We start from the raw sequence: 20,264 nt of genomic DNA, 5'->3' as shown, positions 1-20,264 counted from the left end.
GGGGTCGAGAATGTCCGCAAGCCCGTCACCGAGGCACGCTTGATCGCAGCATTGCAGCGGGTGCTGCGATAAGAACGGTGCGGATGCACCGCAAGGCACGGCGGCCAAGGATCACGTCATGGATGGGGGGGCGGCGCAGCAGGCCGTCAGCCTGTTCCCAGCAGCCGGGGTTTCGCCCTGGTCGGATGGGCTTGTGCGGCCAGGAAGGGCTTTCGTCGATGAACCGGCCCGACGGCCTCAGGCGCTGACCGCGTTGATCGCTGCCATCACGGCTTCCGGGCTGGTCTGGTGAACCATGTGGCCGCAGCCCGGAACGATGTGGAGACTGCTTTGGGCAATCGTCTGATGAAGCCGGTGCGACTGCGCGGCAGGATCGATCAGGCGATCTTCGGCACCCACAACGATGGCGACCGGCATCGTCAGCCCCGCATAGCCCTTGCACATCGCGGCGGCAGACGGGATCAGAAGGGCGGACTCGGCGGCTTCGGCCCGGATCTGCAACGGGCGCACGGCCATTTCCTCGGGGAAGGCCCCGAACTTGTCAGGGACGGGCGCGGGGCCGAAGATCTTGCGCATGAGAAGCGGCCAGATCAGCCTGCTGGCAAGGGGTGCGATGGTATGGCGCGCCACGTCACCCAGCAGCGGCACGGCCGGGCCGGAGAGAAGCGCCATGTCGATCCTGTTGGTCGGGAAATAGTAGCCGGACGCCAGCACCAGCCCCCGCACCATCTGCGGATGGTTCAGCGCCATCGCCAGGGCCACCGATGCGCCCCAGGAATGTCCCAGGATCACGGCCTGCGCCACGCCAAGCCGGTCAAGCGCTGCCCGGAACAGGTCGGCCTGGGCCTGCGGGCTACACACCCGACCGCGCGGCCGCGGGCTGTGCCCATAGCCGGGGCGGTCGAAGACGATGACGCGGTGCTGCCGGGCCGCCAGGTCGACAAGCCCGCTGGACAGGAAGTCCTGGATCATGCTGCCGTTGCCGTGCAGCAGGACCAGCGGCGGTCCCTCGCCGCGCTCAAGGCAGTGAAGGCGAACCCCGTCCACCTCAATGAAGCGCCCGGCCGGAGGGTTGCGCTTCTCGGCCCGCTTGGCAAGCTGGTGGTTGACCACGGCCGTGGCCGCCAGGACGCCCGCGACGGCAAGTCCCAGCCGCCGCCTTCGCGCTGTCCGTCCGAAACCGGGTCGCCTGACCTGTGCAAGGGCCTTGAAGGAATGTCCTGCCATGCGATCCGTGCTGGTTGAGGAAGAACCCGTACGGGTCCAGGAAAGGCCGCCCGCGAAAGCCGTCAGGACATCAGGGATGCCCCGAGGCCCCGAGCGACTGCGGAGGAGATCGTCAGGCCCCATCCTGCGCGTCCCGGCATTCCTGGCCGCAGGATTGCCGCTGCCGGCACAGGCAGCCCTCAGCGGCGCGCGACCAGGATCCCCAGCAGCAGGCCGATTCCCGCCGCGATGCCCAAGGCCTGGGACGGATGGCTGCGCGCCCAGTCGCGGACTTCCTCATAGCCCAGTTCCGCATAGAAGGCGGCTTCCTCGGCCCGCCGGTGCCCGGTCTGGTAGACACCCTCGGCAAGGTTCTGTCCCGCCTCTCGGATGCGGCCGGCATATTCGCGTCCCGTATCCAGGGTATCGTTCACGGTCGTGGCAGCACGCTCGGCCAGATGGGAAGCCCCGGACTTGAGATCGTCGAGGACCCCGGTTGCAGTCGTCCCAAGGCCTTGTTCGTGTTCAGCAGTCTGGTTCTGTGCCATTCTCAGGTTCTTTCTGCAGTGTGTTCTTGCAACAGGAACAACAAGACACGCCGCCACTCGTTCCATGATGCGGTCGCGCAAGGTCGGAATAGGAGGGCACTGGCCGTCCGAGATCCGGTCAGGCCAGCCGCCGACTGAACCTGCAATGGCCTTCTGCGGACAGGATGGTCAGCGAAAAGGCAGGTCCTGCCCGTTTGGACATGCCGAACCACCTGCAGGCGGGTCGGCGATCACTGGGGCGTGATCGGGCAGGAACCTTTGCCGCGCAAAGCCGGTTTTCCTCGCACATGGCTGTTGGGGAAGCGATCATGCTGGGCAAGAACCGGACGAATGAAACAAGGCAGGACGCAGCCCAGGATGCTGCAGGCACAAGGCCGCAGCCGGTCCCCGAGGCAGGGTCGGACACGAGGCTGCGGGCGCTTGCCGCGCAGCGCATCGCCATCGAAGGGGTGTCGATCGAGATCGACGGTGGCCGCTTTCCTGCCAAGGCCGTCGCGGGCCAGCCCACGGTCATCGAGGCCGACATCTTCTCGGACGGTCACGATTCCATCGCCGCGGCGATCCGCTGGCATCGCGCGGGCGATGATGGCGGCGCGCAGGAGGCCCGCATGGCCTTCCTTGAAAACGACCGCTGGGCCGGGACCGTCACCTTTCCCGAAAACGGCTTTTTCGACTGCACCATCCTCGCCTGGCGCGACCTGTTCACCACCTGGCACAAGGAGGTGACCAAGAAGCTGGCAGCAGGCCAGCGGATCGGGCTTGAGCTTGAGGAAGGCCGCAGGCTGGTCCAGTCCGCGGTCGATGAGGGCGCCGGCGGCGAGGCGCGGGCGACGCTGGTGGGGCTGCTGGCGGCGGATGCGGCCTATGCCGAGGCGACGGGCGATGACGCAGCGGTGGATGCGGCGCGCTTCGCCCGGATGGGCGATCCCTCGGTCCTGGCCCTGATGCAGCAGGTCGGGCCGCGCACCAATCTGACCGAATACAAGACCCTGACCGTCTTCGCCGACCGCCGGGCCGCCGCCTTCAGCGCCTGGTACGAGATCATGCCCCGGTCCCAGTCGGGCGACGTGAACCGCCACGGCACCTTCGACGACGTGATCGCGCGGCTGCCCTATGTGCGCGACCTGGGCTTCGACGTGCTGTATTTCCCGCCCATCCACCCCATCGGCAAGACCAACCGCAAGGGCCGCAACAACAGCCTGACCGCCCAGGAAGGCGAGCCCGGCAGCCCCTATGCCATCGGCAGCGAGGCGGGCGGGCACGACGCCATCCATCCCGAACTGGGCAGCTTCGAGGATTTCCGTCGCCTGATCGCGGCCGCGAAGGACCACGGACTTGAAATCGCGCTGGATTTCGCCATCCAGTGTTCGCCCGACCATCCCTGGATCCGCGAACATCCCGAATGGTTCGACTGGCGCCCCGACGGCACCATCAAGTTCGCCGAGAACCCGCCCAAGAAATACGAGGACATTGTCAACGTCCACTTCTATCGCGGCGCGCTGCCCGACCTGTGGTATGCGCTGCGCGACGTGGTGCTGTTCTGGGTGGACCAGGGCGTGCGGATCTTCCGCGTGGACAACCCCCACACCAAGCCCTTCCCCTTCTGGGAATGGCTGATCGAGGAGGTGCGCCGCAAGGACCCCGGCGTGATCTTCCTGGCCGAAGCCTTTACCCGGCCCAAGGTGATGAAGCGGCTGGCCAAGCTCGGCTATTCGCAGTCCTATTCCTATTTCACCTGGCGCAACGAGAAGCAGGAGATCATCGAATACCTGACCGAACTGACGCAGGAGGAATGCCGCGAATACATGCGGCCCAATTTCTTCGTGAACACGCCCGACATCAACCCGCGCTTCCTGCAATCCAGCGGCAGGCCCGGTTTCCGCACCCGGCTGGTGCTGGCCGCGACCCTTGGCGGCAATTACGGCGTCTATAACGGCTTCGAGATCTGCGAGGCGGCGGCGGTGCCGGGCAAGGAGGAATACCTCAACTCCGAGAAATACGAGATTCGCGCCTGGGACATGAACCAGCCCGGCAACATCCAGGACGACATCCGCCTGATGAACCGGCTGCGCCGAAGCCATCCCGCGCTGCAGGACTTCACCAACGTGAAGTTCTACAACGCCTCCAGCGACAAGGTGCTGTCCTATGGCAAGCAGACCGGCAACGACTTCGTGCTGATCCACGTCAACCTGGATCCCCACAACACCCAGGTCTTCGAATTCGAGGTTCCCTTGTGGGAATTCGGCCTGCCTGACGAGGCATCCGTCGAGGTGCGCGACCTGATCCACGGCAATAGCTTCACCTGGCACGGCAAGAACCAGTGGCTGGAGCTTGAGCCGCACAGCCGTCCCTATGCCATCTGGCAGCTTTTCGCCCCCGGAGTTCCCCGCTGATGAACGATCTGACAGAGTTCATGGTCCTGGACGCGCCGGACGGACGGGTGGCGACGGCCCTTGAGGGGCGCGCGGGGACACAGTTCAAGACCGAGATCCTGCCGAAATGGCTGCCGCTGCAACGCTGGTTCGCGGGCAAGGACAAGGCCATCGGTGCGGTCGCCATGGCGCCATTGGGCGACCTGGCCCAGGGCGAGCATCAACTGGTTTCTGTCGATGTGACGGTCGGCGACGAGGATCAAAGCTATCTGCTGCCGATCTCGGTCCGCTGGGGGGATGAGCGTTCCGGTGCGCCCAAGCCGTCTCATGCGCTGGCCGGGATCCGCCATGCCGGCCGGGCAGGCACCCTGATCGACGGCGCCTTTGACGAGCGTCTGCCGCAACTGCTGCTGGACGGGCTGAAGGAAAACCGCCGGGACGGATCCCTGCGGTTCGAGGGAACGGATGCCCTGCGCCGGATCGGGGATCCGGGCAATCTCCGGCAGCTTGGCGCGGAACAGTCGAACCTGTCCATCGCCTTCGGCGACAAGATCATCCTGAAGCTTTACCGCCGCATCCGCGAGGGCGAGCAGCCGGACGTGGAAGTCGCGAAGTTCCTGACCGAGGTCGCGGGCTTCGGCCATACGCCCCGCTTCCTGGGCCAGGTCGCGCATGGATCGACGACCCTTGCCGCGGCCTTTGCCTTTGTCGCGAACCAGGGCGATGCCTGGGCCGGCATCGTCGATGCGCTGGAACAGGAAGCCCGTGCTTCGGCCGGCGCGGGGCAGTCCACGGCGGACGCATTCGGCTTCCCTCTCAACCTGGGGTCGATCCTGGGACAGCGCACGGCGGAACTGCACAAGGCCTTGGCGGCAACCACCGACGATCCGGCCTTCGCGACCGAGGATCTGACGCCGGACCAGCTTGGCACATGGGCAGGCGATGCCGTGGCCGAGGCCGAAGCATTGATCGCGCGCCTGGAACAGGCCCGCCTGCCCGAGGATGCCGCCCCCTTGGCGCAGTCCCTGCTGGCACAACGCGAAGCGTTGCTGTCCCGGCTGCGGGCGGTGGCCGATCTTGCGCCCGGCTGCAAGCTGTCGCGCATCCATGGCGATTACCACCTGGGGCAGGTTCTGCTGGCCCAGGACGACGTCGTCATCATCGACTTCGAGGGCGAGCCTGCCCGCACCCTTGCCGAACGGCGCGAGAAATCCTCTCCGCTGCGCGACGTGGCGGGGATGCTGCGGTCCTTCGACTATGCCGCGATGACCGTGATCGCGCGGCACGACGGCGACAAAGCTGGGCTGGACCGGATCGAGACATGGCGGCAGTCGGTCATCCGCGACTTCCTGGATGCCTACCGCCTGCATTCGGAAGGCGCGGCCAACCTGCCGTCCGACGAGGGATCGCGCGAAACGCTGCTGGACTTCTTTCTGCTGCACAAGGCGATCTACGAGGCGGGCTACGAGTTGAGCAACAGGCCCGCCTGGATCGGCATCCCGCTGAAGGGAATCCTCGACCTGCTGGAAGGAAAAGACCAATGACCAAGGCTTCCGCATCGGAAATCGAAGCCATTCTGCGCGGCAGCCATCCCAACCCGTTCGCGATCCTCGGACCCCATGACGGCGAGGTGCGGGTCTTCGCCCCGCAGGCGGCCGAGGTTGCGGTCCTGGCCGACGGCAAGCGCACGCCGCTGGAACGCGTCCACCCCGAGGGCTTCTTTGCCGGGCCCTTCGACGGCGACCGCTATCAGCTTGAGATGACATCCGGCGACCATAGCTGGGTGGTCGAGGACCCTTATCGCTTCGGCCTGGTCCTGGGCGAGATGGACGAATACCTGATCGCCGAAGGGCGGCACCGCCAGCTTTACGAAAAGCTGGGCGCGCATCCGATCACCCACGGGGGCGTGGACGGCGTGGCATTTGCCGTCTGGGCGCCCAATGCGCGGCGGGTCAGCGTGGTGGGCGATTTCAACGCCTGGGACGGCCGCCGCCATCCCATGCGCAGGCGCTTGGGACCGGGCCTGTGGGAACTGTTCATCCCCGGCCTGTCGGTGGGCGAACTGTACAAATACGAGATCATCAGCGCCCATGGCGAACGGATGCCGCTGAAGGCCGACCCGGTGGGCTTCCTGCATGAACAATCGCCCGGCACGGCCTCGATCATCAGCGGCCTGCCGGATTATTCCTGGCACGACAAGGACTGGATGGCGGACAGGGCCGCGCGGCAGGACCGCACCGCCCCGATCTCGATCTACGAGGTCCACCTGGGATCCTGGCGGCGCGGCGGCGAGAACGAGATCCTCGATTATGACGCCATCGCCGATCTGCTGGTTCCCTATGTCACCGAAATGGGCTTCACCCATGTGGAATTCCTGCCGGTGTCGGAACATCCCTTCACCGGATCCTGGGGATACCAGCCCATTGGGTTGTTCGCGCCCACCAGCCGCTACGGCTCGCCCGAGGCTTTCGCGCGGCTGGTGGACCGGCTGCACGCGGCAGGCATCGGCGTCATCATCGACTGGGTTCCCGCGCATTTCCCCTCCGACGCGCACGGGCTTGGCCGCTTCGACGGCACCGCGCTTTACGAACATGCCGATCCGCGGCAGGGATTTCACCAGGACTGGAACACGCTGATCTACAACTTCGGCCGGCGCGAGGTGGCGAACTTCCTGCAAGCCAGCGCGCTGTACTGGCTGGACAAGTTCCACATCGACGCGCTGCGCGTGGATGCCGTGGCCTCGATGCTGTATCTGGATTATTCGCGTCAGCCGGGCCAGTGGATCCCCAACCAGTTCGGCGGGAANCACCGCGCTTTACGAACATGCCGATCCGCGGCAGGGATTTCACCAGGACTGGAACACGCTGATCTACAACTTCGGCCGGCGCGAGGTGGCGAACTTCCTGCAAGCCAGCGCGCTGTACTGGCTGGACAAGTTCCACATCGACGCGCTGCGCGTGGATGCCGTGGCCTCGATGCTGTATCTGGATTATTCGCGTCAGCCGGGCCAGTGGATCCCCAACCAGTTCGGCGGGAACGAGAACCTGGAGGCCATCGACTTCCTGCGCGGCGTGAACGAACGCGTCTGCGCCGATTACCCCGGCGCCATCACCATCGCCGAGGAATCCACCGCCTTTCCCAAGGTCAGCCGCCCCGTCAGCGACGGCGGCCTGGGCTTCGGGTTCAAGTGGAACATGGGCTGGATGCACGACACGCTGGGCTATTTCCGGCGCGATCCGATCCACCGCCGCCACCACCAGAACGACCTGACCTTCGGAATGGTCTATGCCTGGTCCGAGGATTTCGTCCTGCCGCTGAGCCATGACGAGGTGGTCCACGGCAAGGGCTCGCTGATCCGGCAGATGGCGGGGGACCGCTGGCAGAAATTCGCGAACCTGCGCGCCTATTTCGGCTTCATGTGGACCCATCCGGGTAAGAAGCTGCTGTTCATGGGCGGCGAATTCGCGCAGGACCGCGAATGGAACCACGACCAGTCGCTGGACTGGCACCTGCTGGACGATCCGCTGCACGCGGGGATGCAGCGGCTGGTCAGGGACCTGAACCACCTGTACCGCGACCTGCCTGCGCTGCACAGGCTGGACTGCGATCCCGAAGGCTTCGAATGGATCGACGCCAGCGATGCGGATCAAAGCGTGCTGGTCTTCATGCGGAAATCCGACGACGGTGCCCCCCCGGTGGTGGTCCTGTGCAACCTGACGCCGCAGGTGCATCACGATTACCGCATCGGCCTGCCGCAGCCCGGCGACTGGCGCGAGATCCTCAACACCGACGATGCCGATTACGGCGGATCGGGCGTCGGCAATGGGGGTTCGCTTCGGTCAGAGGATATCGCATGGCACGGGCGCAAGGCCTCGGTCGCCCTGACGCTTCCGCCGCTGGCGACGATCGTCCTGGCGCCCGAGTGACCGGGTTCGTTCCGCGCGGGCCGGGCCCCGGGACGCACGGCATTGCCGAGGAACTCCCTCCAGGCTCTGCTGTTGTTTCGAAGAACGTGAAGATGGGATTGCCTTCTATGACCACAGCGCCGGACAGCGATACGATCGACAAGCTGGTCTCCTTGTCGATGCTTCATCAAGCACGTCGCCTGGCCGAAAACTATGGCGGGAAGGGGCGGATGTGGCAAAATCCCTATGCCGATTCCCGGCCGCGCGCCGCTTCGGCCATCGCCCCCGTGTGGTTCACCGCCTATCCGCCGTCGGTCATCACGCGCCCCGGCGAATCCGTCCTTGGCACGCTTGGCGATCCCCGTCTGTGGTCGGCGCTGGCCTCGATGGGGGTCCGGGCGATCCATACCGGACCCACCAAGCAGGCGGGGGGCTACAAGGACGGACGATACACGCCGACGATCGACGGGAATTTCGACCGGACCGGCTTCGCAACGGACCCCGCCTTCGGCGCAACCGAGGAATTCCAGGCGATCAGCCGCATCGCGGCCGCCCATAATGCGGTCGTGATCGACGACGTGATCCCCGCCCATACCGGCAAGGGTCCCGATTTCCGACTGGCTGAAATGAACCATTCCGGCTATCCCGGCCTCTACCACATGGTCGAGGTTCCCGAGGAGGAATGGCCCGTTCTTCCCGACGTTCCCGAAGGGCGCGACGCCGTCAACCTGTCGCCCGCGATCGTCGATCACCTCAAGGAACGCGGCTTGATCGTCGGGCAGTTGCAGCGGGTCATCTTCTTCGAGCCGGGCGTCAAGGAAACCGACTGGAGCGTGACCGGACCCGTCACCGGCGTGGACGGAAAGGTTCGCCGCTGGGTTTACCTGCATTATTTCAAGGAAGGCCAACCCAGCCTGAACTGGCTGGACCCGTCCTTTGCGGCGCAGCAGATGATCATCGGCGACGCCCTGCATTCCATCGACCAGATGGGGGCACGGGGGCTGCGGCTTGATGCGAACGGCTTCCTGGGGGTCGAGCGTCGGACCGAAGGTCCGGCCTGGTCGGAAGGCCATCCCCTGTCGGTCACCGGAAACGCGCTGCTGGCCGGCATGATCCGCAAGGCCGGGGGCTTTTCCTTCCAGGAACTGAACCTGACCGTGGACGACATCGCCACGATGTCGAAGGGCGGGGCCGATCTGTCCTATGACTTCATCACCAGGCCTGCCTATCACCACGCCATTCTGACCGGGGATACAGAATTCCTGCGCATGATGCTTCGGATGGTGCATGATTTCGGGATCGACCCGGCATCCCTGATCCATGCCCTGCAGAACCACGACGAACTGACCACGGAACTGGTCCATTTCTGGACGCTGCATGCCGACGACATCTATACATTCGCCGGCCAGACCTGGCAGGGGCGGACGTTGCGGATGCATCTGCGCGACGAGATCCGGGAAAGGCTGACCGGAACGAACGCCCCCTACAACCTGCCCTTCGTGACGAACGGAATTGCCTGCACGACGGCCAGCGTGATCACCGCCGCCCTTGGCATTTCCGATCTGGACGAGATCGGCGACGAAGATATCGAGCGCATCAAGAAGGTTCACCTGCTGCTTGTCATGTACAATGCCTTCCAGCCGGGGGTATTCGCCTTGTCGGGCTGGGATCTGGTCGGTGCGCTGCCCCTGGAGCCCGCGCAAGTGCAGGACCTGATGTCGGACGGCGACACGCGCTGGATCGAGCGCGGCGCATACGACCTTACCGGACAGGCGCCGGACCAGGAGTTTTCACCGGATGGCATACCCCGGGCCCGTTCCCTGTACGGTTCGATCTGCGAACAACTGGAACAGCCGGATTCCTTCGCGTCGCAATTGAAGCGGCTTCTTGCTGTCCGGGAATCCTATGGCCTTGCCGCCAGTCATCAGACCCATATTCCCGACGTGTCCGCGCCAGGTCTTCTGGTCATGGTCCATGTCCTGCCCAACGGGCGGGGAACACAGGTCACCGCCTTGAATTTCAGCGGTGAGGCCCTGGAGGAGGTTGTCCTGCTGACCGAGGTCCAGCCCGGCCCTGTGGTCGACATGGTCGCCGAGACGATCGTGGGGGATCTGCACGAAGACGGTGCCCTTACGATCAAGCTCAGCCCCTATGAGGGGCTTTCGCTGCGCATCGTCAGTACCTTGCCGTCGCTCTAGCGCAGACCGCCGCGAAGGTTGTCCTGGGATGCCTGCCCCTGTCGCGCGGACCACGGCAGCCGCGCGGCTGGTCTGCTTGCCGCACGACCAGCCTACACCGCCCGGTATAGAAGGCAGTCGCGCAGGGCTGAGGTTCACGGAAACATGGCCGGTCCTTGCCTGCCCGGGCAGGGGACCGATTGCCACGACTGCATGGACGGATCCCGGTTCATGGCGTTGCAGCCGGAAAGGGCCGCAGGCTGGCAACAGCGGCCCGCAAGTGCAGGCCGCCGCAGGCTGTTCCTTCGGAAGCGGAAACTGGCCGGCAATCCGATGCCAGGCCAAAGGCGGCTACTTGCGCCGGTTGATTGCGCCTTGGTCGCGGCGCAATCAACGTCGGCCTGGCGCAAGCCCCGACCCTGTATCAGGACCCGGAGCCGAGGCGTTCGGATGGGCTGCCGGGCCTGGAGGTGGCGTCGGCATCGGAACCTTGGCGGGCACCATCATCGTTACCGTCGGTCAGTTCCTTCTTCGCCGCCGCAGTCACCTGGGCCGCAGCCGTTTTTGCCTCCTCGAGGCCTGCGGACACGGCATTCTGGACCTTGGCCTTTTCTTCCTCGAAGATGCTTTCGGCCTCATGGAACAGCTGATCGCTGTAGCTGCCAAGCATCTCGTCCTCTTGCCGGGTCCGGGGCAACAGGCAGGCAAGGCCTGCACCGATGGCTGCGGCCGCAGCGCCGAAGACCAGGGGTTCGCTGTCATAGCCCCTGGACACCGTGCGGCTGCTTTCGCGAAGGCGGCGCGCTGCGCTGTCGCGCGCCTCGACGGCGCGACGGCGGGCGTCATAAACCCGGCGCCGGGCTTCTTCGCCAAGGCCTTCGGTGCCTTCGTTCAGCCGGTGATGCAGGCTGCTGGTGCCTTCGCTGATGCGGTCCTTCCAGTCATGGGCCTTCTGGCGCAGCGTGTCGGTCATGCCGCCCAGTTTGGAACTAACCCCCGAGCCTGAGTCCGAGCCGTGCGAGGTTCCGGTCGAATTCCATCCACCGCGTCCGGAAGAAGGCACCGGTTGGATACCGATATTGCCAGTGCCGTCAGCATCGGTGCCGGTGCGACTGACATGATATGGATCTGACGTCCTGTCCCAATCCCTGCTGCGGCGAATGGAACGGTAATCCGTGGCCCGGTGCGTGGGATCATAGCCGCGCCCGAAGATCAGCCAGGCCAGCCCCACCCCCGTCAGCGCAAGCGCCACCGGGTTCGACCGCGCCGCATGGCTGGCGGTATTGGCCCATTCGGATCCGTTTTCGCGGAACTTGTCGGTCAGGCGGCGCGCAAAGCCGTCCAGCGACAGTTCGTCCTGCAGGTCGTCCAGGGTGCGGCGCAGCGCATTCCGGTCCTGCTCGATCTCACGCTCGAGGCGTTCGGGATTGTCTGTCTCATTTGTCATTGTAGGCCCCCTTGATGGCTTGGGCGTCGCGCTGCACGTTCTGGACGGTGCGCGACGGCATCAGTGCTTCGGGCTTCAGGTCGTTCATGCCCTTGCGCAGCAGGACATAGGCCAGCACCGCCAGCACGACGCCCACGATGACCGCGCTCCAGATCGGGCCAAGCTCGGTTTCGGCAAGCGCTGCGACCAAGGCGGCCACCAGCACGTTGATGGTCACGATGGCGATGACGGCCGCGGCGGCGACAAAGCCCAGCGCGACCGCCACCCGCTGGATGTTCTGGCTGAGTTCGGCCTTGGCAAGGGCGACCTCCTTGCGGACAAGGTCGCCCGACAGGCGGATCGCCTCGGAAGCCAGGGACGCGGGGTTCTGCGGCCTGGCCGGATCGTCGATGCGCCCGGCGTTGTTCGAATAGTCAGACATCCCGACCTCCATTCCGATCAGTGGCGGACGCATCGCGAGAGGACTGCCCCTGGGTGCCAGAAGTGCCGCCCGTGCCGGCAGACTGCGACGACAGGTCACCGCCAACCTCGCTGCCCGCGCCACTGCCGCCGATCGCGCCCCCGGATGTTCCCATCGCAGGCGACATGCTTCCGGTGCTGCTGCTTGGGGACATGGTGCCGGACCCGGTGCCACCCGTGCCTGCAGAGGTTGTTCCGAAGCCAGAGGTGCCTCCGCCGGCGGCCGTGCCGGATGTTCCATATCCGGTGCCGGTGCCGGACCGCCCGGTGCCGCTGTCGCTCATGCCGGCTTGCCCTGCACCGGTCCGGGTCTGTCCGGCCCCCGACATGCTGCCGGTCATGGCACGCGCCTGGCTGCCCGACTCTCCCATCGTTCCGTGGGACCGCGACGAACTGCCAGGATAGCTGGAACCTGACGAACTGCCCGGATAGCCGGACCCGCTGTGGCCGCCGCTGCCGGTCCGGTGGCCATCGGGTGCGCTGGCCAACAGGAAGCGTGCGGCCGCAAAGCCGCCCAAGGCGCAGATGCCGAGGAATGCGCCGGGACGTTCGCGGGCAAAGTCGCGGACGCCATGCACGATGTCGCTCGTGTCCGTCGAGTTCATGCTTTGCGCAAGGCTGCCGACGCTGTCGGCGGCATAGTCGAACATCCGGCCGATGCTGGAATCCGGATCGACTTCGGACCTGGCGGATCGCAGGGCCGAGGCCAACTGGTCCGCCTGCCTGGACAGGCCGCTTCGAAGGCCTTTTTCGCGCCGCGCAACTTCATCCTTCAGGGTATCGGCAGCCTGGCTGACCTTTTCGCCCGCCTGCTCCTTGAGATTGCCCAAGGTGGACTGGTTCTGTCCTGCCGAAGCGTGGTGATCGTCTGAATTCATGGGAAGCCTCCCGATGTCTGAAACGTCGGGGCCGAGGATGCGGCGCCCGAACCTTGTCATAGGGGTCACAACGACACAATTTGCCGAATGTTCCACGACGGCTTGGCAAGACGGTCCGTGGAACCAACGGCGGCTTTCCAGGCGTTCCACCGCAGCGACGCAATGCGCTTTCCCCGAAGGTTTGCAGATGCGCCCGCTTCGCCCCGCTGCACCGGTACTGAAGGAACAGGCCATGTCACGACAGGATCGCAACAATCCCGGCAGAAGCGCGGAAACGCCGGCCCGCATCCCGGCCGCCGGGTGGAAGCAGATCCTGTGGCGGGTCAAGGACGAGATTTCCCAGGATCACATCTCGGTCGTGGCGGCGGGGGTCGCCTTTTATGCGCTGCTGTCCATCTTTCCCGCCATCGCGGCCCTGGTTTCCATCGCAGGGCTGGTCCTTGACCCGGCGGACATTGCGGGCCAGCTGGACACCGTGGTGGCGATGTTGCCCGAGGAAGCCGCCGGGATCCTGCAGGACCAGGTTGCGAAAGTCACGACCGGCAGCGAGACGGGGACAGGGCTGGTCGCGTTGTTCGGGGTGGCCGTGGCCCTTTACGGCGCCATGAAGGGGGTGATGACCCTGATCGAGGGGCTGAACATCGCCTATGACGAGGAAGAAACGCGCGGCACCATCAAGCTTTACCTGACGGCCCTGGCGATCACGATCGGCGCGATCCTTGGGACTGCGGCGGGGCTGGGGCTGATGATCCTTCTGCCTTCGCTGGTTGCCTGGGGCAACCTGCCGCCGATCCTCGAGACGGTGATCAACGTCCTGCGCTGGCCGCTGATGGCGGCGCTGGCGATGCTGGGACTTGCGGCACTCTATCGGTTCGGACCTTCGCGCGCGGAACCGAAATGGCGGTGGATCAGCATCGGGGCCGTTGTCGCGACGACGCTGTGGATCGTCGGCACCCTCGGCTTTTCGATCTATGTCCGGAATTTCGGCAGCTATACCGAAACCTACGGCACCCTTGGGGGCGTGATCGTGCTGCTGACCTGGCTGTGGCTGTCGGCCTTCGTGATCCTTGGCGGCGCCGAACTGAACGCCGAGACCGAGCAACAGACGGAAAAGGACACCACAACCGGCGCACCCCTGCCCATGGGCCAGCGCGACGCGGTCAAGGCCGACACGCCCCCGCCCGGCGAACAGGGCCGGTCCGGGCAGGGCCGGGCTGGACAGAACCGTGGGCAGAGGGCCCGAAGCGGAGCCGCGGCGACCTCGCCGACGACCGACCTGTCCTTGGCGATGGTGCTGATGGGGAATGCGGCCTGGAAGATGTTGCGGCGAAATCGCTGACAAGGCCCGCGTGCCGGGCGTCTGTCAGGCGGCGGTGTCCTGTGTCGGGGCTAGGTCCGGGGCGGGCGCCCTGGAACGGGCGGCCTCGTCCTCGCGCTGGGTGCGGCGCAGGACGATCAGGCCGGAGCCCACGATCAGGGCCGCCCCTGCGATCATGCCGGTGGCCGGAACATCGCCGAACACGATGAAGCCTAGCAGCGCGCCCCAGACCAGCAGCGAATATTGCAGCGGCGCCACCACGGACGCATCGGCCAGCTTCAGCGACCGCGTGACCAGCATATGCGCCCCCGTGGCGACCAGCCCCAGCAGGAACAGCAGGCCCAGGTCGCCCGCGGACCGGACCGGCTGCCAGTCGAAGGGCGCCAGCAACAGCCCGGCCACCAGTGCCGCCGCAAGCTGGAACAGCACCAGGTCGCGGTCGGGGGTTTCGCGCAGGGACCGGCCCAGGATGACCATCGCGGCAAAGGCCGCCGTGCCCAGCAGGGCGAACAGGACGCCCAGCCCTGACACCTGCAGCGACGGGGCCAGCAGGATCAGGACGCCCGCAAAGCCCACCGCGACGGCGGTCCAGGTCTTGGCCGACACCCTTTCGCCCAGCAGAAGCGGGGATACCGCCACGACATAGATCGGCGCGGCCATCCAGAAGGCCATCACATCGACCAGGGGCATGTAGAAGACGGACAGGTAGAAGCAGAACACCTCGGCCGTGGCGCAGATCGCGCGCAGGGCCTGCAGGCCGGGACGGGGGGCCGACTTGACCCGCGCCACGATGCTCTTGCCGCGCAGGAAGAAGGGCGCCATCAGCAGGCAGGCCGCGACCGACCGCAGCAGGATCACCTGCGCCACGCCGTAATCGGCCACCAGCCACTTGCCGATCGTGTCGTTCAGCGCGAAGGCCGCCATGCCCAGAAGCATCAGCAGCGCGCCGGCCAGATTGCCTGACATCATGTATCCCGCCCAAGCCCGTTTCTTGTCATGGCCGCGCCGCCGTCACCGGCGGCGCGGGCTGTCTTGAAGCCGCGGGATCAGTTGCCCGCGCGTAGGTCCGCCAGGGCCTTTTGCACCTGATCCACGACATCGGCGCCGATGGCGTCCTTGTGCTTTTCATAGACGACCTGCGATTTCTGCAGCATCTCCTCCTGATCCTCGGGCGAGATGGTGTTGAACTTCAGGCCGGCCTCTTGCATCTTCGCCAGCGAATCCTGGTTCAGCTTCTGGATCGCCTCGCGTTCCACATCGCGCCCGACGATTGCGCAAACGCGCAGCGCCTGCTGTTCTTCCGGCGAATAGGTGTTGAAGATCGCCTTCGAGAACAGGAACAGGAACGGCGTATAGGCGTGCTTCGTCTCGCTGATGTATTCCTGCACCTCGTAGAACTTCGAGGTGTCGATGGTCACATAGGGGTTTTCCTGCGCGTCGATCGCCTTGGTTTCCAGGGCCGAGAAGACCTCGCCAAAGGACATGGGCGTGGCATTGGCCCCGAAGTTCGAGAAGGTGTCCAGGAAGATGTTGTTCTGCATCACGCGGACCTTCATCCCCTCGAAGTCTTCCCATTTGGTAATGGGCCGCTGAGAGTTCGACATGTTGCGGAAGCCGTTTTCCCAATAGGCCAGGTTGACCAGGCCCACCTCGTCCAGCTTCTGGTTCAGCATGTCGCCGAATTCGCCGTCCATGATGGCATAGGCTTCTTCCGGGGTGCGGAACAGGAAGGGCAGGTCGAAGACGCCAAGCGCCGGCACCATCCCCACCAGAGGCGAGGACGAGGTCACGACCGCTTCCTGCAGGCCGCTGCGCAGCGCCTGCGTGGCCTGCAGGTCGCCGCCAAGCGCGCCGCCCCAGAAGCCCTGCATCTTCATCTTGCCGCCGGTCTTTTCGTCCAGGCAGGCCTGCATCGCCTGCATCCCGGTATTGACCGGGTGGTCTTCGTTGATGCCGTTCGACACCCGGAAGGTGCGTTCCTGGAACTGGGCCAGGGCCGGGCCGGCTGCGGTCAGTGCGGTGGCCGCGCAAAGGGCGGCGGTCAGGATGGTGTGTTTCATGGTTTTTTCCTCCCGTTTCGTTTGGTCTTGTCAGTCAGTGGAACCAGTTTGCCGGAACGATCACGATGCTGGGGAACGCCACCAGCAGCAGCAGAACCAGGATCTGCGCGACCAGGAACGGCCAGACGCCGATGATCACCTTGCCCAGCGGCACGCGGCCGACGCCGCTGACGACGTTCAGCACGACGCCGACCGGCGGCGTCAGCAGCCCGATGCAGCAGTTCATGATGAACATGACGCCGAAATAGATCGGGTCGATGCCCGCCTGGGTGATGATCGGCATCAGCACCGGGGTCAGGATCAGGATCGTGGGCGTCAGGTCCAGGGCGGTGCCGACGATCAGGATCAGGATCATGATGGCCAGCATCAGCAGCTTCGGATTCTCGATCAGCGGCTCGATATAGCCGGTGATCTCGGCGGGGATGTTGGCGGCGGTGATCAGCCAGGCCGACACCAGGGCCGCGCAGACCAGGAACATGATCGCAGCCGTTGTCCGCCCGGCCGAGATCAGCACGGCGGGCAGGTCGGCCAGCCTCAGTTCGCGATACACGAACATGCCTACGAACAGCGCATAGAAGGCCGCGATCACGGCGGCCTCGGTGGGGGTGACCACGCCCAGCTTGATGCCGCCCAGGATGATGACCGGCATCCCCAGCGCCCAGGCCGCCCGACCCGAGGCGCGCGCCCGGTCGGCCCAGCTTGCGCGGGGCAGGGTATCCACGGGGTCGTTGCCGGCCACGATGATCCAGGCCACGGCAAGCGACAGGCCCATCAGGATGCCCGGCACGATGCCTGCCATGAACAGCTTGGAGATCGAGACGTTGGCCGCCACGCCGAAGATGATGAAGGCCATCGAGGGCGGGATCACCGGCGCGATGACGCCCCCCGCCGCGATCAGCCCCGCCGAACGCGGCACGTTATAACCCGCGCGCGCCATCATCGGGATCAGGATCGCCGCCAGGGCGGCCGTGTCCGCGGCGGCCGACCCCGAAATCGAGGCCATGATGACCGCCGCGATGATCGCCACGAAACCCAGCCCGCCGCGGATATGGCCCACGCAGGTGATGGCAAAGTCGATGATGCGCTTGGACAGGCCGCCCGCGTTCATCAGCTCGCCCGCGAGGATGAAGAACGGGATCGCCAGCAGCGTGAAGGTGTCCGCCCCGATCAGCATGTTCTGGGCGATGATCTGGGTGTTGAACATGCCCATGTAGGACATCAGCACGACGCCGCAGAAGATCAGCGCGAAGGCGACCGGGGCGCCGATGGCCATGGCCCCCAGCAGCGAAACGATGAAGACCAGCAGCGTCATTCCATGTGTCCCCGGGTGCTGCCGTCCGGCAGGATGTCGTCATGGTCGCCGCCGAAGGCGGCCACCTCGGCCTCGGTGATCCTGCCGGTCAGCAGTCGGAACAGCCGTTCGGCCGTGATGACGATGATGCCGATGCCGGTGAACAGGCCGATGCCATAGACCCAGGCCATCGACAGGCCCGTGACCGGCGCGCTCATGCTGGCGTTGATGGGCAGCTGCTTCCAGGTGCCCACGGTCAGGACCCCCGCGCAGCCCAGGATCAGCAGGTCCGACAGGCCCATCAGCACGGTGCGCCCGCGCCGGCCGAACCGGGCCACCAGGGTCTCCATCCCCATGTGCTGGTGGTGGTGATGCGCCACGACCGCGCCGATGAAGGTCAGCCAGACAAAGGCGAAGCGCGACAGTTCGTCCGACACCGCGATGCCCGAGTTCATGGCATAGCGCATCACGACGTTGACAAAGACCATGATCGCCATTCCGGCCAGCAACAGCGCCAGAAGGATGTCGAGGAAGCGGAAGAACAGGTGCACCGCGCGCGCCATGTCAGATCCTTTCGCCAAGGCCGCGCCCGACCAGGTTGCGCATCAGCGCGCCGACGCCGAAGTCCCATGGGGGGCAGCGGTCGGTCCGGTCCACCCAGTTGACCAGCCGGCCAAGGCGGGGGGACGCGATCTCGACCCGGTCGCCGACCTCGTGGGTGAAGCCTTGGCCCGCGCCTCGGCGATCCTTGACCGGGGCGAACATGGTGCCCAGGAACAGCACCGCCCCGTCGGGATACTGGTGCGATCGGTTCAGAAGCTGGCCGACCAGGTCGGCGGGACTGCGGCTGATCGCCTCCATCGGGCTTTCGCCGGTCATCACGAAGCCGTCCTCGCCCTCGACCCGCAAGGACACGCGCAGCCGGTCCAGGTCGCCTTGGGTGAAACCGTCGTCGAACAGGCGGATGAAGGGGCCGATGGCGCAGGATGCGTTGTTGTCCTTGGCCTTGCCCAGCAGCAGGGCCGACCGCCCCTCGACGTCGCGCAGGTTCACGTCGTTGCCAAGCGTCGCGCCCAGGATCGTGCCGTCGGACCGCACGACCAGCACGACCTCGGGTTCGGGGTTGTTCCATTCGGACATGGGATGGATGCCGACCTTGTCGCCGCAGCCGACCGCCGACATGGGCTGGGCCTTGGTGAAGATCTCGGCGTCCGGGCCGATGCCGACTTCCAGGTATTGCGACCACAGGCCCATTTCCTGCAGCAGCGCCTTGACCCGCGCGGCCTTTTCGGACCCGGCCCGGACGCCGCGCAGGCTGTCGCCGATCACCGGGGCCAGGCGCGCGCGCACGTCCTGAGCGCGGGCGCTGTCGCCGCGGGCCTGTTCCTCGATCACGCGTTCCAGCATGCTGTCGGCAAAGGTGACGCCCGCGGCCTTGACGGCCTGCAGATCGACCGGCGCCAGCAGGCGACCCGCCGTGCCGTCCAGGAAATCGTCCAGGGCACCCAGATCGGGCAGGCCATCGGTCGCGACCGCCGCCATCAGGTCGTGCCGTTCCAGAAGGCCGGACATGGTGGCCGAGATGCCTGACAGGTCGAACAGCCGCCCGTCGCGCAGCAGGACAGGGCAGGGGCCGCCCAGTCGGTCGGACCAGACCCGGCCCAGCAGGATCGCGCGATCCGCATCGTCCGGCAAAAGCATGGCTGACGTCAGCGCCTGCATTGAAGCCACGTATTCTCCTCCCTCGCGTCGGTGCCCTCCAGCACCAGGGTTGTCGATGTCAGACAACCGTATGATCGGACCATAATTGCGATGACGGCCCGTTGTCCACGGGAAACTTTCCCATACCGCCGGACGGGCCTCAGGCATAAACCTCCAGTTGCAGGGCCACCCGTTCGGCCGAATTGCGCATATGCGTCCGCATCGCCTCGCGTGCGCGCAGCGGATCGCGCGCGGCGATGGCGTCGCGCAATTCGCCGTGTTCGCGCCGCACCACCGCCACGATCTCGTCCAGTTGCAGCCGTTCGCGCGAGGCGACGATGGTCTGCATGATCCGGTCGGAAATGGCGCCCAGGAACTGGACGAAGTAATCGTTGCCCGTCGCCATCGCGATGGTCCGGTGGAAATCCAGGTCGGCCACGATGCCGTCATTGGCATTTTCGCCGGTCGCCGTAATGCGGGCCAGGGCCTCGTCCATCTGCTGCAGGTGTTCGGCCCGGTGATAGGTCGCGGCCAGTCCCGCGGCCTCGATCTCCAGCGGGACGCGCAACTGGAACAGGTCGCGGAAGGCGTGCTTGTCCATCTGCCCGCCGTCATCCAGACGGATGTGGCGGGTCGGGCGTTCGATCACGAAGGCGCCGACGCCCTGGCGGGTCTCGATCATGCCCTCGTTGCGCAGTTGCGCGATGGCTTCGCGGATGACGGTCCGGCTGACCCCGAAGCTTTTCGACATGGCCAGTTCCGTGGGCAGCTTGTCGCCGGGCTTCAGCGCGCCCTTCTGGATCTGCCGCGAAAACTGGGTGGCGATGCGGGTCGGCAGGTGTTCGGTACGCATGATCTGGGTAAAGTCGCCGTTCATCTTCCAACTCCTTTTGGGGTATGCC

15 protein-coding genes and 2 pseudogenes are annotated in these 20,264 nt (G+C 65.8%); 6 read left to right on the top strand and 11 right to left on the bottom strand.

Annotated elements, in window-relative coordinates:
* Positions 1 to 237: 237 nt before the first annotated feature.
* Both CK944_RS14825 and CK944_RS14820 read right to left on the bottom strand, forming a co-directional pair.
* On the bottom strand, positions 238 to 1,227 hold the full coding sequence (locus CK944_RS14825; protein WP_103173841.1) for an alpha/beta fold hydrolase: 990 nt from the start codon (positions 1,225 to 1,227) through the stop codon (positions 238 to 240).
* A gap of 179 nt (positions 1,228 to 1,406) precedes the next feature.
* Positions 1,407 to 1,754, bottom strand: coding sequence for a YqjD family protein (locus CK944_RS14820; protein WP_158248014.1), 348 nt, complete (start codon positions 1,752 to 1,754; stop codon positions 1,407 to 1,409).
* Between the two features lie 287 nt (positions 1,755 to 2,041).
* Between CK944_RS14820 and CK944_RS14815 the strand changes: the two genes are divergently transcribed.
* The 5 genes and pseudogenes from CK944_RS14815 to treS all read left to right on the top strand — a co-directional run bounded on the left by CK944_RS14815 (position 2,042) and on the right by treS (position 10,229).
* On the top strand, positions 2,042 to 4,147 hold the full coding sequence (locus tag CK944_RS14815) for an alpha-1,4-glucan--maltose-1-phosphate maltosyltransferase (RefSeq protein WP_239986083.1): 2,106 nt from the start codon (positions 2,042 to 2,044) through the stop codon (positions 4,145 to 4,147).
* On the top strand, positions 4,147 to 5,670 hold the full coding sequence (locus tag CK944_RS14810; RefSeq protein WP_103173839.1) for a putative maltokinase: 1,524 nt from the start codon (positions 4,147 to 4,149) through the stop codon (positions 5,668 to 5,670). The genes CK944_RS14815 and CK944_RS14810 overlap by 1 nt, the downstream gene beginning before the upstream one ends.
* A pseudogene (locus CK944_RS14805) lies at positions 5,667 to 6,893 on the top strand (alpha-amylase family glycosyl hydrolase); the annotation flags it as partial. The gene CK944_RS14810 and the pseudogene CK944_RS14805, both read left to right, overlap by 4 nt.
* A gap of 46 nt (positions 6,894 to 6,939) precedes the next feature.
* Positions 6,940 to 8,052, top strand: a pseudogene (gene glgB, locus CK944_RS14800) (1,4-alpha-glucan branching enzyme); the annotation flags it as partial.
* A 107-nt stretch (positions 8,053 to 8,159) separates the two neighbouring features.
* On the top strand, positions 8,160 to 10,229 hold the full coding sequence (gene treS, locus CK944_RS14795; protein WP_103173838.1) for a maltose alpha-D-glucosyltransferase: 2,070 nt from the start codon (positions 8,160 to 8,162) through the stop codon (positions 10,227 to 10,229).
* A 403-nt stretch (positions 10,230 to 10,632) separates the two neighbouring features.
* Here treS and CK944_RS14790 read toward each other — a convergent pair whose 3' ends face one another.
* From CK944_RS14790 to CK944_RS14780, 3 genes are read right to left on the bottom strand one after another with little or no spacing between them, the layout of a single operon-like run.
* The gene (locus CK944_RS14790) at positions 10,633 to 11,655 is read right to left on the bottom strand and encodes a DUF3618 domain-containing protein (protein WP_103173837.1); all 1,023 of its coding nucleotides are present in this window, start codon (positions 11,653 to 11,655) and stop codon (positions 10,633 to 10,635) included.
* Entirely contained in the window at positions 11,645 to 12,076 is a 432-nt protein-coding gene (locus CK944_RS14785; RefSeq protein WP_103173836.1) for a phage holin family protein, read from the bottom strand. The genes CK944_RS14790 and CK944_RS14785 overlap by 11 nt, the downstream gene beginning before the upstream one ends.
* Positions 12,069 to 12,992 carry a hypothetical protein gene (locus tag CK944_RS14780; RefSeq protein WP_103173835.1) on the bottom strand — a complete coding sequence of 308 codons (924 nt, stop codon included), beginning with the start codon at positions 12,990 to 12,992 and terminating at the stop codon, positions 12,069 to 12,071. Before CK944_RS14780 ends, CK944_RS14785 begins: the two co-directional genes overlap by 8 nt.
* Before the next feature lie 232 nt (positions 12,993 to 13,224).
* Between CK944_RS14780 and CK944_RS14775 the strand changes: the two genes are divergently transcribed.
* The gene (locus tag CK944_RS14775; RefSeq protein ID WP_103173834.1) at positions 13,225 to 14,331 is read left to right on the top strand and encodes a YihY/virulence factor BrkB family protein; all 1,107 of its coding nucleotides are present in this window, start codon (positions 13,225 to 13,227) and stop codon (positions 14,329 to 14,331) included.
* A gap of 24 nt (positions 14,332 to 14,355) precedes the next feature.
* Here the strand turns inward: CK944_RS14775 and CK944_RS14770 are convergent, their stop codons facing one another.
* The 6 genes from CK944_RS14770 to CK944_RS14745 form a co-directional block, all read right to left on the bottom strand.
* Positions 14,356 to 15,279 (bottom strand): DMT family transporter, encoded by a 924-nt coding sequence (locus tag CK944_RS14770; RefSeq protein ID WP_239986082.1) that lies wholly within the window; start codon positions 15,277 to 15,279, stop codon positions 14,356 to 14,358.
* Positions 15,280 to 15,356: 77 nt separating this feature from the next.
* On the bottom strand, positions 15,357 to 16,370 hold the full coding sequence (locus tag CK944_RS14765) for a TRAP transporter substrate-binding protein (RefSeq protein ID WP_103173833.1): 1,014 nt from the start codon (positions 16,368 to 16,370) through the stop codon (positions 15,357 to 15,359).
* 34 nt (positions 16,371 to 16,404) lie between these two features.
* Positions 16,405 to 17,682 carry a TRAP transporter large permease gene (locus CK944_RS14760; RefSeq protein WP_103173832.1) on the bottom strand — a complete coding sequence of 426 codons (1,278 nt, stop codon included), beginning with the start codon at positions 17,680 to 17,682 and terminating at the stop codon, positions 16,405 to 16,407.
* Positions 17,679 to 18,224: a TRAP transporter small permease gene (locus tag CK944_RS14755; protein WP_103173831.1), complete on the bottom strand. Its 546-nt coding sequence runs from the start codon at positions 18,222 to 18,224 to the stop codon at positions 17,679 to 17,681. The genes CK944_RS14760 and CK944_RS14755 overlap by 4 nt, the downstream gene beginning before the upstream one ends.
* Position 18,225: 1 nt before the next feature.
* Positions 18,226 to 19,383 (bottom strand): fumarylacetoacetate hydrolase family protein, encoded by a 1,158-nt coding sequence (locus tag CK944_RS14750; protein WP_103173830.1) that lies wholly within the window; start codon positions 19,381 to 19,383, stop codon positions 18,226 to 18,228.
* Between the two features lie 139 nt (positions 19,384 to 19,522).
* Complete coding sequence (locus CK944_RS14745) at positions 19,523 to 20,239, bottom strand: FadR/GntR family transcriptional regulator (RefSeq protein ID WP_103173829.1); 717 nt, start codon at positions 20,237 to 20,239, stop codon at positions 19,523 to 19,525.
* Positions 20,240 to 20,264 lie beyond the last annotated feature (25 nt).

Source organism: Paracoccus sp. SY, from assembly GCF_002901215.1.
GTDB lineage: Bacteria > Pseudomonadota > Alphaproteobacteria > Rhodobacterales > Rhodobacteraceae > Paracoccus > Paracoccus acridae.
The sequence above is the reverse complement of the archived record's forward strand: the minus strand, read 5'-3'. Positions and strand labels throughout refer to the sequence as shown.